18 protein-coding genes and 1 tRNA gene are annotated in these 14,070 nt (G+C 69.2%); 14 read left to right on the top strand and 5 right to left on the bottom strand.

Annotated features, from left to right (window positions below):
• The first annotated feature begins 3 nt into the window (after positions 1-3).
• Positions 4-627 (top strand): hypothetical protein, encoded by a 624-nt coding sequence (locus tag ACZ9YD_RS16075; protein ID WP_465076282.1) that lies wholly within the window; start codon positions 4-6, stop codon positions 625-627.
• Here the strand turns inward: ACZ9YD_RS16075 and prmA are convergent.
• Positions 546-1,466: a 50S ribosomal protein L11 methyltransferase gene (prmA, locus tag ACZ9YD_RS16080; protein ID WP_465076283.1), complete on the bottom strand. Its 921-nt coding sequence runs from the start codon at positions 1,464-1,466 to the stop codon at positions 546-548. The two genes, ACZ9YD_RS16075 and prmA, sit on opposite strands and share 82 nt — an antisense overlap.
• 288 nt (positions 1,467-1,754) lie before the next feature.
• On the opposite strand from prmA, the gene ACZ9YD_RS16085 reads away from it, so the two are divergent.
• Positions 1,755-2,726 carry a hypothetical protein gene (locus ACZ9YD_RS16085; RefSeq protein ID WP_465076284.1) on the top strand — a complete coding sequence of 324 codons (972 nt, stop codon included), beginning with the start codon at positions 1,755-1,757 and terminating at the stop codon, positions 2,724-2,726.
• On the top strand, positions 2,723-3,157 hold the full coding sequence (locus tag ACZ9YD_RS16090; RefSeq protein WP_465076285.1) for a hypothetical protein: 435 nt from the start codon (positions 2,723-2,725) through the stop codon (positions 3,155-3,157). Before ACZ9YD_RS16085 ends, ACZ9YD_RS16090 begins: the two co-directional genes overlap by 4 nt.
• Positions 3,158-3,162: 5 nt before the next feature.
• On the opposite strand, the gene ACZ9YD_RS16095 is transcribed toward ACZ9YD_RS16090, so the two are convergent.
• Positions 3,163-3,573 carry a hypothetical protein gene (locus tag ACZ9YD_RS16095; RefSeq protein WP_465076286.1) on the bottom strand — a complete coding sequence of 137 codons (411 nt, stop codon included), beginning with the start codon at positions 3,571-3,573 and terminating at the stop codon, positions 3,163-3,165.
• Between the two features lie 172 nt (positions 3,574-3,745).
• Here ACZ9YD_RS16095 and dusA point away from each other — a divergent pair, with 172 nt between their 5' ends.
• The 4 genes from dusA to ACZ9YD_RS16115 all read left to right on the top strand — a co-directional run bounded on the left by dusA (position 3,746) and on the right by ACZ9YD_RS16115 (position 7,544).
• On the top strand, positions 3,746-4,774 hold the full coding sequence (gene dusA, locus ACZ9YD_RS16100; RefSeq protein ID WP_465076287.1) for a tRNA dihydrouridine(20/20a) synthase DusA: 1,029 nt from the start codon (positions 3,746-3,748) through the stop codon (positions 4,772-4,774).
• A 153-nt stretch (positions 4,775-4,927) separates the two neighbouring features.
• Positions 4,928-5,293: a PepSY domain-containing protein gene (locus tag ACZ9YD_RS16105; RefSeq protein ID WP_465076288.1), complete on the top strand. Its 366-nt coding sequence runs from the start codon at positions 4,928-4,930 to the stop codon at positions 5,291-5,293.
• 56 nt (positions 5,294-5,349) lie between these two features.
• Positions 5,350-6,036 (top strand): response regulator transcription factor, encoded by a 687-nt coding sequence (locus tag ACZ9YD_RS16110; RefSeq protein ID WP_232138017.1) that lies wholly within the window; start codon positions 5,350-5,352, stop codon positions 6,034-6,036.
• Positions 6,037-6,125: 89 nt separating this feature from the next.
• Positions 6,126-7,544 carry an ATP-binding protein gene (locus ACZ9YD_RS16115; RefSeq protein ID WP_465076289.1) on the top strand — a complete coding sequence of 473 codons (1,419 nt, stop codon included), beginning with the start codon at positions 6,126-6,128 and terminating at the stop codon, positions 7,542-7,544.
• Here ACZ9YD_RS16115 and ACZ9YD_RS16120 read toward each other — a convergent pair.
• On the bottom strand, positions 7,541-8,221 hold the full coding sequence (locus ACZ9YD_RS16120) for a M90 family metallopeptidase (protein WP_465076431.1): 681 nt from the start codon (positions 8,219-8,221) through the stop codon (positions 7,541-7,543). The two genes, ACZ9YD_RS16115 and ACZ9YD_RS16120, sit on opposite strands and share 4 nt — an antisense overlap.
• A gap of 97 nt (positions 8,222-8,318) precedes the next feature.
• A complete protein-coding gene (locus tag ACZ9YD_RS16125) occupies positions 8,319-8,591 on the bottom strand; it encodes a hypothetical protein (protein ID WP_465076290.1) in 273 nt (90 codons plus the stop codon).
• Positions 8,592-8,712: 121 nt separating this feature from the next.
• Here ACZ9YD_RS16125 and birA point away from each other — a divergent pair, with 121 nt between their 5' ends.
• The 7 genes from birA (at position 8,713) to ACZ9YD_RS16160 (ending at position 13,118) form a co-directional block, all read left to right on the top strand.
• On the top strand, positions 8,713-9,741 hold the full coding sequence (gene birA / locus ACZ9YD_RS16130) for a bifunctional biotin--[acetyl-CoA-carboxylase] ligase/biotin operon repressor BirA (RefSeq protein ID WP_465076291.1): 1,029 nt from the start codon (positions 8,713-8,715) through the stop codon (positions 9,739-9,741).
• Positions 9,738-10,490 (top strand): type III pantothenate kinase, encoded by a 753-nt coding sequence (locus ACZ9YD_RS16135; protein ID WP_465076293.1) that lies wholly within the window; start codon positions 9,738-9,740, stop codon positions 10,488-10,490. Before birA ends, ACZ9YD_RS16135 begins: the two co-directional genes overlap by 4 nt.
• A gap of 9 nt (positions 10,491-10,499) precedes the next feature.
• Positions 10,500-11,231, top strand: coding sequence for an SPOR domain-containing protein (locus ACZ9YD_RS16140; protein WP_465076294.1), 732 nt, complete (start codon positions 10,500-10,502; stop codon positions 11,229-11,231).
• Between the two features lie 30 nt (positions 11,232-11,261).
• Positions 11,262-11,337 (top strand) — tRNA-Thr (locus ACZ9YD_RS16145).
• 121 nt (positions 11,338-11,458) lie between these two features.
• Positions 11,459-12,382, top strand: a complete 924-nt coding sequence (gene rocF, locus ACZ9YD_RS16150; protein ID WP_465076295.1) for an arginase — start codon at positions 11,459-11,461, stop codon at positions 12,380-12,382.
• A 156-nt stretch (positions 12,383-12,538) separates the two neighbouring features.
• Positions 12,539-12,697 carry an entericidin A/B family lipoprotein gene (locus ACZ9YD_RS16155; RefSeq protein ID WP_465076296.1) on the top strand — a complete coding sequence of 53 codons (159 nt, stop codon included), beginning with the start codon at positions 12,539-12,541 and terminating at the stop codon, positions 12,695-12,697.
• Between the two features lie 217 nt (positions 12,698-12,914).
• Complete coding sequence (locus tag ACZ9YD_RS16160; RefSeq protein ID WP_465076297.1) at positions 12,915-13,118, top strand: CsbD family protein; 204 nt, start codon at positions 12,915-12,917, stop codon at positions 13,116-13,118.
• Between the two features lie 101 nt (positions 13,119-13,219).
• On the opposite strand, the gene ACZ9YD_RS16165 is transcribed toward ACZ9YD_RS16160, so the two are convergent.
• Positions 13,220-14,053 (bottom strand): hypothetical protein, encoded by an 834-nt coding sequence (locus ACZ9YD_RS16165; protein ID WP_465076298.1) that lies wholly within the window; start codon positions 14,051-14,053, stop codon positions 13,220-13,222.
• Positions 14,054-14,070: the final 17 nt, after the last annotated feature.

Genomic DNA, 14,070 nt, shown 5'->3' on the forward strand with positions numbered 1-14,070 from the left:
CGCATGCGCGCATCGAGCGGACCGCGCGCGCCGCGCCGCGCGAAGCTCGGCGATGTGCGTGCCGGCGCGGGTTTTGGTGCGGAAGTTGCGGCAGGACTGTCGACGCGCGGGGATGGCGGGGCGTGCGTCGTCTCGATCGCGACCACCGTGCTGTCATCGACGGCCGTGATCGCGGCAGGTGCGCCGTGCGGCACGGGTGTCGTGGCGACGTCTCCCGGCGCCGTGATCGGCGATGCGGATGTCTCTTCCCGAGGCGTCTCGCGTTCCGCCGGCGCATCGATCGCCGGCTTCTCTGGCTTGACGGGTCCGGACGTCTCCCGCGCTTCGAAAGACGGCAGCGCGATGTCCGCAATCGGCGTTGGCGCCTTCAGTAACGACGCCACCGACACCGGCGGCGTGGCGCTGCGCAGCACGCCGCGGCAACGTGGGCAGCGTTCCGGCGGCTGGTCGGTCGCGGGTTCGGTGGCGACCAGCGAACCGCAGTGCTTGCAGTTGATGAACATGCGGCTATTGAATCACGCCGCCGCGCTGCCGGATGCGGCGCGTCAGGCCTGCTTGCGGACGCCGTCGATGCGGACCCAGTCACCTTCGCGGGTGACCGCCAACTGCTCGAACCACGGCCGGTAGCGACGGAGCAGCTCCTCTTCCTGGCCGTCGAGAATGCCCGACAGCGCGATGCGGCCACCGATCGCGACGCGCTCGGCCAGCGTTTCGGCCAGCGCGTCGAGCGCGGTCGCGAGGATATTGGCGACCACGACCGGATACGTGCCCTGCGGCGCTTCGGCCGGCAGGAACACGTCGAGCGCGGCGCCGACCTCGTTGCGGTCGGCGTTGTCGCGCGAGGCGATCAGCGCCTGCGGATCGTTGTCGATACCCACCGCACGCGCGGCGCCGAGCTTGAGCGCAGCCAGTGCGAGGATGCCGCTGCCGCAGCCGTAGTCGAGCACGTCGGCGCTGGCGAGCACGCCCTCGGCCGACAGTGCATCCAGCCACTGCAGGCACAGCGACGTGGTCGGGTGCGTGCCGGAGCCGAACGCCAGGCCTGGATCGAGGCGGATCACCACCGCATCGTCGCCGGCGGCCTCGGGCAGTTCGGCATTCCACGGCACGATCCAGGTGCGCGCACCGAACTGCAGCGGCGCGTACTGGTCCATCCACGCGCGTTCCCAGTCCTGGTCCTCGACCTTGCGGAAGCTCGCGCGGCTCCAGTCCAGGCCGGCGTCGAACGCCTCCAGCGCCGAGAGCACCAGCAGCGCGTCGGTGTCGTCCTCGAACAGCGCGGTCAGCACGATCGCATGCCACAGCGGCGTCTCGCCGACGCCGGGTTCGAGGATCGCCTGCTCATCCGTGGTGTCGGCATCGGCGTCGATCATCGTCACGGCCAGCGCGCCGATGTCCTCGAGGGCGTGGGCGTAGCGCGGCTGCTCGGCTTCGGTGCAGCGCAGGCTCAGTTCGAGGAAGGGCATCGGGGGGTCCGGGTGGGGCTGGGGGTCGGGCATCTTGGTGCCCCCGTCGGGGCGCGTAAAGGGGAGAACGGTGCGCCGTGCCGCACCCGGCCTGTGCGGCGCGCAGCGGGATGTGCGCGCCGTCGCGCTGCTAGCGCGCATCGGCGCGCAGTTCGGACCTGCCGCGCTGCGTCGGCCGTGGAAGCGACCGCCGTCAGCTAGAATCCGCGCTTCAAAGCCGCGCCATCGCCACCGCGACGGCGCCTGCCGGCCCACCGATCACGGTGGCCGGATGCCGCAGGATCCGACGTGACCGTCCGAGTGTTCGCCGCCATCGCACTGTTGGGAGCTCTCGTCGCCGCCTTGGCGATGTGGCGCCCGGCTGTGCCCGGCGTCGATGTCGGCGATCCCGATGCGGCATGGGATGCCGGCGTGGAGACGCGCGGTTTCGTCGATGCGTCCGCGCCTGACGCAGCAACAGTGCCGGAGACGGACCGTGTCGCCGTGTGGTCGACGGCCCCGACGCGCCCGCTGCAGCGCGCGTTCGAGCAGGCCGACGACCTGTTCGCATTCCGGCAGGGACTGCAACCGCTGGCCGATGCGGGCGACGCCGACGCGCGCTGGGTGCTCAGCCGGGTCGACGAATACTGCGCGGGCTACGCGCGCGATCCGGCCGGTTTCGCACGCGACAGCGCGCTGATCGATGGCCTGCAACTCGATGCGGCGCGTGCGCTGGGTGCGGCCCGCAGCCGGATCGGCACGCGCTGCGGACGGTTCGTGCCCGGCGATGCACCGACGTTCGTGCAACTGGTCGAGCGGCGCCAGGATGCGGCCGAGGCCGGCAGTCTTGCCGCCGAAGCCGCGCTGCTGGCGATGGGCGCACCGCTGCAGGACGACATGGACTATCGACGCGGGCTGGTCGAGCGCGTGCAGGCCTCACGCGATCCCGAAGCTTTTGTCGCGCTGTCGCCCGCCATGGGCGTCGCGGCGAGCGGCGACGTGGCGCTCGCCGAGACGGTCGCCGGCACCCAGGCCAGCGAACTCGCCTGGCTGCTCGCCGCCTGCGATCTGGGTCTGGACTGCAGTGCAGACGGCGCGCTGATGACCGAGCACTGCGCCAACGGCGGCATCTGCGCACGCGATGCGCGACAGGATTTTTCCGCTTTCGTGCGTGACGCGGCGGTGCCGCGCCAGGGCGTGGAAGAACTCGATCGAATGAAGAAGACCCTGGTCGAGGGCGCCCCCGCGTCCGGCCAACTGCTCGGAATGGTGACACGATGAAACGCATGCTCCCCCGCAAGCTTCGCTTCTGGCTCTGGGCGACCCTGTTTGTCGGCTACTCGGTGGCGGTCGCCGGTGTGGTTGTCGACGCGGTCGGTGAGAACTACCGGCGCCTGACTCAGGTCGCGAAGACCACCGCCGGCGCGCCGTTGGAACAGCGCCAGCTCGGCGCCGCGCAGATCGCCGCGCTGTATCGCGCGCAGAGCGCGACACCGTTCCTCGCGCTGCCGCCCGGCAATACATTTCGCGTGGTGTGGCCGGACGGCTCGACCGAACTGGTGCGCATCGTCAGCCAGTCGAGTCCGCATGGCGCGGTGCCTGTCGACGGTAGCCAGATCGAAGCCGCGCCGTTGCGCGACGGCACGCAGGCCGAGCTGCAGGTGGTGCCGGTGTCGCTCGCGCCACGCCAGGCCGCCGCAGTCGCGGAGTAGACGGCTCAGCCCGCGCGGTTGCGCACGACCCGCGCGTGGCGACGCTGCTCGGCGACGCCGGCCCAGAACATCGCCGAGTGGAACTGCGCGACACACAGCGCGAGCAGGGTCCAGACCACGTCCAGATTGAGATACACGCCGGACGCGCGGTTCAGCGCGGCCCATTCCGAACGGCGCATCGACAGATTGCCTTCGCCGAACAGCCGATGCAGCGTCTGGCCAGTCGACAGCGACTGCCAGTCGCCATAGCGCAGCAGGCCGGACGCGCCCAGGCCGATGCAGGCCACGATGCCCAGCGCCCAGACGACCGCCAGCCACATCGACGCGCTGTGCAGCACACGGGTGCGTTGCGACAGCTGGACAGCACCGAAGCACCACGCCAGGAGCAGAAACACGGAGACCTGGAGAAACACCATCGACGGCTTCCTGCGCGCAGGGGGAGGGCGCCACAGGATGACCGGCGCGCGCAGGCTGCGGCATGAAGTCGCGGGGCGCCGTGTATCCTGACGCCCCGTCGCGGCGGGCGGCCCGTGCGCCACCGGCCTCGATGCGACCCGCTCCACGCGCGCCTTCCCACCCCACAGACACATGACCGGATCCACGCCTCCGTCCTACGACGCGCACGCCGATGCCTACATGGCGTCGCTGCGTCTGTCCGTCGCGCCGATGATGGACTGGACCGATGCACACTGCCGCGAGTTCCACCGGCTGCTGGCGCCGGGCGCGCGGCTGTACACCGAAATGGTGCATGCGAAGGCGGTGATCCATGGCGACCGCAAGCGGCTGCTGGCGAAGACACCGCTGCAATCGCCGCTCGCGCTGCAGCTCGGCGGCAGCGCGCCCGACGCACTCGCGCAGGCCGCGCGGATCGCGGCAGATCACGGCTTCGACGAGATCAACCTCAACTGCGGTTGCCCGTCCGATCGCGTGCAGGCCGGGCGTTTCGGCGCGTGCCTGATGCGCGAGCCGGCGCTGGTCGCCGACTGCGTCGCCGCGATGGCGCAGGCGAGCGACGTGCCGGTGACGGTGAAGTGCCGGCTCGGTGTGGACAACGACGACGATTACGACGCGTTCGCGAGCTTCGTCGACAGCGCGGTGGCCGCGGGCGCGTCGATGATCGTCGTGCATGCGCGCAACGCATGGCTCAACGGCCTGTCGCCGAAAGAGAACCGTGATATCCCGCCACTGCGCTACGACTGGGCGCACCGGCTCAAGCGCGAGCGGCCGGCGCTGCCGGTGGTGCTCAACGGCGGTATCGCCACGCAGGCGCTCGCGTTCGAGCAGTTGGCCCACGTCGACGGCGTGATGCTGGGGCGCGCTGCGTACCACGACCCCTACCTGTTGCACGCGGTCGACGCGGCGCTGTCCGGCGCGTCGCTGCGGCCGCGCGCCGAACTGCTGCGCGCCCTGCGGCCCTACGTCGAAGCGCGCATGGCCGAGGGCGTCGCCCTCAAGCACATTGTCCGGCACGTGCTTGGCCTGTTCCACGGCCAGCCCGGCGGCCGCCTGTTCCGGCAGGTGCTCAGCGAAGGTGCGCATCTGCCCGGCGCCGACTGGTCGCTGGTCGAGCAGGCGCTGGCGGCGACGCAAGCCGCCGCGGCGCGGCGCGCAGCTTGACGGCGATTTGTCGCTCGGTGCGCTGCGATTGGCTTCGTAGTGCGTTTCAAGGTGAACAAATACAGCGTTGTCAACGAAATGTTAAGGACGGATTCACTGCCTCGGGCAGACCATCGGGCGTCTACCCGATCGCCTGTCCCGCCAGGAGTGGATGTGTCCGTCCCGTCGTACCGCCGTTCGTTCTGCGTCCCGATCGCCGCGCTGCTGTGCGCTGCAACGTCGTTCGTGGCTGCACAGGCGCCGCCGCCGCAGGGCCCCGCGATGCGCGCGCCCGACGTGCGGGCCTCGGTACAGCGGCCTGAGAACGGTCGCCAGCGCGCGCAGGACTCGATGACGGAATCGGTGCGGCGTATCGAACGCACTACCCGTGGCCGCGTGCTCAGCATCGAACAGATGCATTCCGACGGCCGTGACCTCAACCGCGTCAAGGTGATGGACGACAGCGGTCGCGTGCGCATCTACGTCGACGACCCCGGTCAGCGCGCCCGGGCGTCCCGTGCACGCGGCGACGACGATTGATCCTGCATCCTCGCCCCCATTCACGGCCGGGCCGGCCGTCAGACCGGAGTTGACCCATGCGAATCCTGCTCGTCGAAGACGAAGCTCCCCTGCGCGAGACCCTTGCTGCGCGCCTCAAGCGCGAAGGCTTCGCCGTCGATGCTGCTCAGGATGGTGAGGAAGGCCTGTACATGGGGCGCGAGGTCCCATTCGACGTCGGCATTATCGATCTGGGTCTGCCGAAGATGTCGGGCATGGAACTGATCAAGGCCTTGCGCGAAGAGGGCAAGCAGTTCCCGGTGCTCATCCTCACTGCGCGTTCGAGCTGGCAGGACAAGGTCGACGGCCTCAAGCAGGGCGCAGACGATTATCTGGTCAAGCCGTTCCATGTCGAAGAGCTGCTCGCGCGCATCAATGCGTTGGTCCGCCGCGCGGCGGGCTGGAGCAAGCCGACGCTCGAATGCGGCACGGTCACCCTCGATCTCGCTGCCCAGACTGTCAGTGTCGACGGCAAGAACGTCGATCTGACCAGCTACGAGTACAAGGTGCTTGAGTATCTGATGATGCATGCCGGCGAACTGGTCTCGAAGGCCGATCTGACCGAGCACATCTACCAGCAGGATTTCGACCGCGATTCGAACGTGCTGGAGGTCTTCATCGGCCGCCTGCGCAAGAAGCTCGATCCGGAAGGCGCGCTCAAGCCGATCGAAACCGTGCGCGGCCGTGGCTACCGGTTCGCGATCCCGCGCAACGGCGAGGGATGAGTTGGCGACGCCGGCGGCGGATTTCCGCGCTGGCGCCGCGCCTGTCCGCCGTGACCCGACGCAGGCGGACAGCGTTTCAGGTTTGACCGATGGCTGATACCCGACTCACCGCACGCCTGCGTCCGCGTTCCCTGCGGGCGCGTCAGCTGCTGGCTGCGAGTATCGGCCTGCTCGCGTTTCTGGCACTCGCTGGTTATGCGCTCGACCGCGCCTTCATCGACGTCGCCAGCGAAGGCCAGCGCGATCGCCTGCGCAACTATGTCTACGCATACGCTGGCGACATCGAGTTCCTGCGCAGCGGTGACATCTACCCGTCCGAATCGCAGCCCGACGATCGCTTCATTCGCCCCGGCAGTGGTCTGTACGCCCAAGTCGTGTTGCCGTCTGGATATTCCTGGACCTCGCCTTCCGCCTCGGGCCCGCAATTGCCTGACGCGACGATGCTGTCGGCGCGCGAGGAAAAGTTCGAGGGGCCGCTGTCGATGGTGCGCAGCGACGGCACGCCCGGCGAGGCTTACCGGTACGGCCTCGGCCTGGTGTGGTCACCCGATGGCCGCAGCGACACCGAGTTTGCCTACACCATCTACGTCATCGAGGACGCCGGCATCGTGCCGCGCCAGGTGCGCGTGTTCCGCGCGGCGCTGTGGGTGAATCTGGGCGTGGCCGGTGTGATCCTGCTGCTGCTACAGGGGCTGATCGTGCGTTGGAGCCTGTGGCCGCTGCGGCGCGTGGAGCACGAACTCGTGCGTGTGCAGCGGGGCCAGTCCGAGCGCATGGGCGTGCAGCATCCGCACGAGCTGCAGCCGTTGACCGAAAGCATCAACGCGCTGATCGACAGCGAGCGCGAACATCTCGCGCGCCAGCGCAACACGATGTCCGATCTCGCCCACAGTCTGAAGACACCGCTGGCGGTGCTGCGCTCGCGTCTGGATGCGGGCAGCGGCGATGCCGAATTGCGCGAGGAAGTGGAAACCCAACTGCAGCGCATGAATGATCTGGTGACCTACCAGCTCGCGCGCGCGGCCTCGAGTGGTCATCAATTGTTCTCCGCTGCGATCGAGATCGAGCCCAGCGCCGAGCAGATCGTGCGCGGGCTGGAAAAGATCTACGCGGCCAAGGGCGCGGTGTGCGAATTCGAGATCGATCCCGCGGCGCGGTTCCACGGCGAGCAGGGTGATCTGCAGGAACTGCTGGGCAACCTGCTCGAGAACGCGTTCAAGTGGGCGAAGTCACGCGTGCTGCTGACCGTGCGTCCGGGCGAGACCGCACCCAACCGGCGTCCGGGTCTGGTGCTGATCGTCGAAGATGATGGCCCGGGCATTCCGGCCGATCGTGTCGCATCGATCCTGCAACGTGGTGTGCGCGGCGACGAACGCGTGCAGGGCCACGGCATCGGCCTGTCGATCGTGCAGGACATCGTGCACAGCTACCGCGGCGAACTGCATGTGGGCCGCTCCGAGGAACTCGGCGGCGCCTGCTTCTCGGTGCGTCTGCCGCCGGGTTTCTAGCGTTTCGCCGCGAACGGCGAGGGGCCGTAGAACCGCGCCAGGTGCCCGGCGACATCCGGGAGTACCTCGCGCAGCAGCGCCGGCGCGCTGAAGTGGTACTCGCTGCAGACGGCGAAGAATTCTTCGGGTGCTTCGGCCGCATACGGATCGATCGGCATCGCCTCGCCGGCGCCCACGCGTTCGACGAAGGCATCGAAACTGCGCTGGAAATCCGCGGCCCACGCGCGCTGCCAGTCGCGCGGCAGCGGGGGAGTGCCGTCGAGCAGACCGTCAAGCGCGTCGATCTTGTGCGCCATCTCGTGCACCGCGACGCAGAAGCCCGCATCGGGCTCGGCGATATCGGATTCGACGTCCGCCCAGGACAGCACCAGCGGGCCGCTTTCCCACGATTCGCCGATCAGGTCGTCGTCCCATTCGTGCATCACGCCCGCGGCATCGACATGGCTGCGGTTGACCCGGAACGCTTCGGGATACACGATCAGCTGCGACCAGCCGTGCAAGCCTTCCTCGCCGAATTCGAGCAGTGGCAGGCAGCACAGCGCGGCCAGCGTGAGGCGCGCGCGGTCGTCGAGTTCCAGGCCGGCGACCGGGGTGATCGTCTTGCGGTGCAGGAACAGCGCGGCGAGCACACGCAGTTTCGACTGCGCGGGCACATCGAGCGCGCGCACCCAGGGCAGCCGGTCGAGCGTGGCCGACCAGTCGCTATCGGGAATCTGCAGGGGCGCGCCTGCGAACAGGCGGCGGATCAGCGAACGCACGTGCCAGCGGTATCCGTCAGCGGAACATGCCCGGTAGGAAGCTGTGCCAGCGCGGGCCGCGCGTTGGACCGTCGGTCTCGCCACCACCACTGACGGCCGGGCGGGTCTTCGAGGCGCTGCCGGCAGGTGCCCGGCGCGCAGCGCCGGCGTCGAGCGCTGGCGCGATCTGGTGCGGGCTCGCGGCCGGCGTGCAGGGTGTATCGGCGACCGTATCCGTGATCGCGTCGCGCGCGAAGCCCGGCAGGCTCGCGCCCAGCAACAGCAAGCAGACCATCAGACGTGCGGACATCGGAATACCCCGGAAGGAAGCAGGACGCACAGCCCGTCGATGATAGCGCACGTTCCGCCGGGGCGACGCTGCATCGCGCCAATGCGCGACACCCGGCGCCGGGCTCGCCGATAATCGGAACATGTCCTCGTCTCCACCTATCGCGCGGCCCGCGCCGCAACCGTCCGAGCGCGCGCTGCTGCAGCGCCTGATCAAGGGCCCGGTGTCGGGCGATGCACTGGCCCAGGAATCGGGCCAGACCCGCGCGGCGGTGTGGAAACGGATCGAACTGCTGCGCGAGGCGGGGGTGCCGATCGTCGCGCGGGCCCGCGTCGGATACGCCCTCGCGCAGCCGCTGGCGCTGCTCGACGCCGACGCGATCCTCGACGCGCTCGGCGCCGCGGACCGCGCGCGCATGGCATCGCTGGATGTCGCGTGGAGCATCGATTCCACCAATGCCGAACTGTTGCGCCGGCCGATGCCGGGCGCCAACGCCGAAGTGCTGCTGGCCGAACGTCAGACCGGTGGCCGCGGCCGACGTGGGCGCAGCTGGCAATCACCGCTGGCGGCGCACTTGTATCTTTCGTTGCAGCGTGGCTTCGAAGGCGGTCTCGCGCGTCTCGGCGGGTTGAGCCTGGTCGCGGGCATCGCCGCCGTCGAGGCGCTGCGCGCGCTGGGCATCGAGGCCGCGAAGCTGAAATGGCCGAACGATCTGGTCGTCGTCGATGCGGACGGGCTGCGCAAGCTCGGCGGGATTCTGGTCGAGGGCGGTGGCGAACATGCCGGGCCGGTCCGCGCCGTGCTCGGCATCGGCATCAACGTGCGCATGCCCGAGGCCCAGGCCGCAATGATCGACCAGCCGTGGACCGATCTGGCGACCTGCTGCGCGGACGCGCCGCCCACGCGCGACGCGCTCGCCGCCGCGCTGCTGGGCGCCTGGCTGCAGGCGCTGGACCTGTTCGACCGCGAAGGTCTGGCACCGTTCCGCGATCGCTACGCACGCATCGACGCGCTAGACGGTGCAGCGGTGGCGGTCCACAACGGCAATGAAACGCTGCACGGCATCGCTGCCGGCATCGCGGACGACGGCGCGTTGCGCGTGCACGTGGACGGCGTGCCTCGCGCCTTCCACGCGGGCGAAGTCAGCGTGCGCAAGGCGGGCATGGCATGAATACCTGGCTGTTCGATCTGGGCAATACCCGGCTGAAGTTCGCACCGCTCGACCGCGATGGCCGCATCGGCGCGGTGCAGGGCACGTCGCACGTGGAAGGCGGTTTCGATCCCGCGTGGCTCGAAGCACTGCCGGCGCGCATCGACATCGCGATCGTCGCCAGCGTCGCCTCGCCGGCGCTGCGGATGATCCTGCTCGACGCGCTGGCCGCCCGCGGCGCGCAGGTGCAGCTGGCGCAGACGCTGCCCACGCTCGATGGCCTGACGATCGCCTACGCCGATCCGGCGCGCTTCGGCGTCGACCGGTTCCTCGCGCTGCTGTCCGCCCACGCGGATGGCGCGCCGGCGCTGGTCGTCGGTGTCGGCACTGCACTGACCATCGATCTGATCGATGGCGAAGGACGCCATCTCGGCGGCCGCATCGCGCCGTCGCCGACGCTGATGCGAGAGGCCCTGCACCGGCGCGTGGCCCAGCTCGCACCGAGCGGTGGCGTCTACGTGGAATTCGCCGACGACACCGACGACGCGCTGGTCTCCGGCTGCGAAGGCGCCGCGCTGGGCCTGATCGAGCGCAGCCTGTCGGAGGCGAGTGCACGAATCGGCACGCGGCCGCGCCTGCTGCTGCACGGCGGCGGTGGGGATGCGCTGCGAGGGCGCTTGCCCGATGCGCAGTGGCGTGCCGACCTGGTGCTGCACGGACTCGCGCGCTGGCATCGCGCGAATGCCGGCGCCGCGTCGCCGGAAGGTTAGGATTCGCTCATGCTGCTGCGCGCGACTGTCGTCCTGCTGGTGATCCTCAACTTTGGCGTTGCGGTGTGGTGGGCGTTGCGCGGTGATCCGGGTGATGCCGCGGCGCTGGTCGATGCGGGCCCGTCGACGCTGCAGCTGGTCGGCGAGCCTCCAGTGGATGGCGCCGCCACGCCGGCGTCCGTCGAACCCGACGCGGATCCATCCGACTCGACACCGACACCGGCCGAGTCCGGCGAAGGCCCGGTCGTCGACACCGCGCTGCGCGCGGCCGATCCCGCGCAATGCGTCGCGCTGGGGCCGTTCGCCGATGCGACGAGCCGGGATGCTGCGTTGGCGCAGCTGGCGCCGGTGGCCGTGCAGGTCGCTGCGCGCGATGTCGGCGAAACGCCGCGCGGCTGGCGCGTCTGGATGGCCCCGTTGCCGGACCGCGCCGCGTCCGATGCGATGGTTGCGCGCCTGCTTGCGGCCGGCTTCAACGACTACTACGTGATCGCAGACGGCGCCGAGGTCAATGGCATCGCGCTGGGCCGGTTCGGCAGTGAGCCAGCGGCGCGCGCGCGCGCGCAGGCGTTGCGCGATGCCGGCTTTGAAGCCGATGCCGCGCCGCTGGGCAGCACACTGACGCGCCACTGGATCGACGCGACGCTGGCCGAAGGCGACACCGGCGACGCGCTGCGGTCCCGCGTTGGCGCAGCACGTGTCGAGACGCGGGACTGCAACGCGCAACGGGTTGCAGGTTAGAATTCCGCCGCGGCTCCGGCCGCATGCCATGCCGGCATAGCTCAGTTGGTAGAGCAACCGCCTTGTAAGCGGTAGGTCCCCAGTTCGAATCCGGGTGCCGGCACCAGTTCCGATGTCGTTCTGCGTGCGCCCGCGCCTGCCTGGCGCCTCCCATGGCCACCCCGGCGTCGATGCCATCACCGCCATCGCCATGCGCGCGATGGCCGCGCATTCGCTCAGGAGAGGTCATGCAGCAGACAAATTCCCAGGTGTCGATCTTCGGCGTGCCCACCGACGTGGGCGCCGGTCGCCGCGGTGCATCGATGGGGCCCGAAGGCCTGCGCGTCGCGGGACTGGTCGAGGCACTGATCGCGCGCGGCGTCGATGTCGACGACCTCGGCGATCTCAAGGGTCCGAAGAATCCGTGGACCGGCCCGCGCGAAGGCTATCGCCATCTCGACGAAGTGGTCGCCTGGAACCGCGCGGTGCTCGAGGCGTCCAGTGCGGAACTCGCGCGCGGGCGCATGCCGATCATGCTCGGCGGCGACCATTGCCTGGCGATCGGCTCGATCGCCGCGGTCGCCAACCACTGCCGCGCGACGGGCCGCAAGCTGCGCGTGCTGTGGCTGGACGCGCACACCGACTTCAACACCTCGCAGATCACCCCGTCGGGCAACGTGCACGGCATGCCGGTGGCCTGCCTGTGCGGTATCGGTCCCGATGAACTGACCGGGCTGGGCGGCGTGTCGCCGTCGATGCAGGTCGCGCAGTTCCGCCAGATCGGCATCCGCTCGGTCGATCCCGACGAGAAGCGTCTGGTCAAGGAACACGGCCTCGACATCTACGACATGCGCTACATCGACGAGGTCGGCATGCGTCGGGTGGTGGAGGAGGCGCTGGAGGGTCTCGACGATGACACACACCTGCATGTCAGCTTCGACGTCGACGTGCTCGACCCGACCATCGCGCCCGGCACGGGCACGCCGGTGCCGGGCGGCATCAACTATCGCGAGGCGCAGCTGGTGATGGAAATGATCGCTGACAGCGGGCGTCTGGGCTCGCTGGACATCGTCGAGGTCAACACGGCGCTCGATCAGGGCAACACGACCGCGGAACTGGCGGTGGATCTGGTCGAGAGCCTGTTCGGCAAGTCCACCTTGATGCGCGACTGAATCGAACGTCTTCACGCCACGCGCGCATCGTTGAACGCGCGATGCGGACGTTTGAATCGGTGCACACGGCTTTCACAAGGCAGGTTTCTATAGTCGCGCCATGGTTGCGGAAGTCCGCAGCTGTTCGCAACGAAACCGGAATCCCTGGAGAATCCCATGAAGCGTTTGACCGCACTGATGCTGCTCGCCATGTTCACCGTTGGCACCCTGACCGCCTGCAACACCATGAAGGGTGCTGGCCAGGACGTGCAGAAGGTTGGCGAGAAGGTGGAAGACAGCGCCAACAACACCGGCGGCACCACCACGCGTCCCTGATCCACGCAGTCCATCGCACGAAAAGGCCGGCATTGCCGGCCTTTTTTTATGCGCGCAATCCGAGGTCGACGCGTGCTCGCTCAGCGACGTGACGACGCGACTTACGAATTCTCGACCCGGGTTTGATGGCCGCGATGCGAAGGTGGCTTCGCGGCAACGGAATACGCATGCGCCAATGCATCCGCGCCGCATCCACCCGAAGACAGGATCGATCGCCATGAACAAAGACATCATTGCCGGCAAGTGGACCCAGGTGAAGGGCAAGGCGCAGGCCAAGTGGGGCGACCTGACCGACGACGTGTTCGATGTCGCGGCCGGTGACAGCAAATATCTCGCGGGCAAGTTGCAGGAGAAGTACGGCTGGGAGCGCGATCGCGCCGAGCAGGAAGTCAAAGACTTCGAGAAGACGCTCGACGGCTGATGCCGCACGCCGTGCGTTGCGACGCACGGAACCCGCGCAACCAGAACGGACCGGCCTGTGCCGGTCCGTTTGCATGAGCGGAGTCTCGGAATCCGGATGGATCAGGGATCCGGTACGAAGCCGCCCGGAAACGCTTCGGGACGACGTCCCTGTGCCCAGGCGTGATGTCGCGGCAGCACGCCGCGCGCCACCAGCGCATCGACGCTGTCGTAGCGCAGCGTGGTGATCTGCACGGGCGTGCGCGCGGCGCGCTCGAATGCGGTCGACGCCACCGGCGCCCACTCGCGTGCGCCATGGCCGGTGCCCATGCTCTGGGGCTCGGCGCGCATGTCCGACGTGGTGGATTCGGATGCAATCGAATCCGAGGAAGCGGACGCCGAGCGTCCCCGGGCAGATGACCCAGACGGCGCCGGTGGTGCCGGGTAGGGCGCCCGCGATACCGCGACAGGCGGCTGTGCCGCACGTTCGCCGAACACCGCGATGCCGATCGTGCCGACGTTGTCCGGACGGCCGGTGCGCGCCGCATAGCTGTCGCCGAGCGCGGCGAACTCGAAACGTGCGACGTCGTCGTGCGACTTGCGCCAGCCGGTGATCTCGGTGGTCTGCCAGGGCGCAAGCACATAGCCGGTCTGCGATGGCGCGGCGGTCTCGCCGCTGATCGCATTGACGCCGTCGACCGACAGCACGACGAGGACGCGCGCGCCGGTCGTGTTGGTCAGGCGGATCGCATACGGCGCGCCCGGCGTGCCGGCGATCCAGCTGTCGCCACGATGCGACACGGGCTGCGCCGTGCTGCCGGTATCGCGATCGACGACCTCGATGCGGACACGCTCTTGCGCCTTCCAGGCGCGGGCCGCGTGCGCAACAGGCATCGTGAGCAGGCTGGCCAGCACCAGCCAGGCGGTGGCAGAACGGAAGGAACGGGATGCGGACATGGCGGGATTCTCGCGGG

This window comes from Luteimonas sp. AC640a, assembly GCF_979256585.1.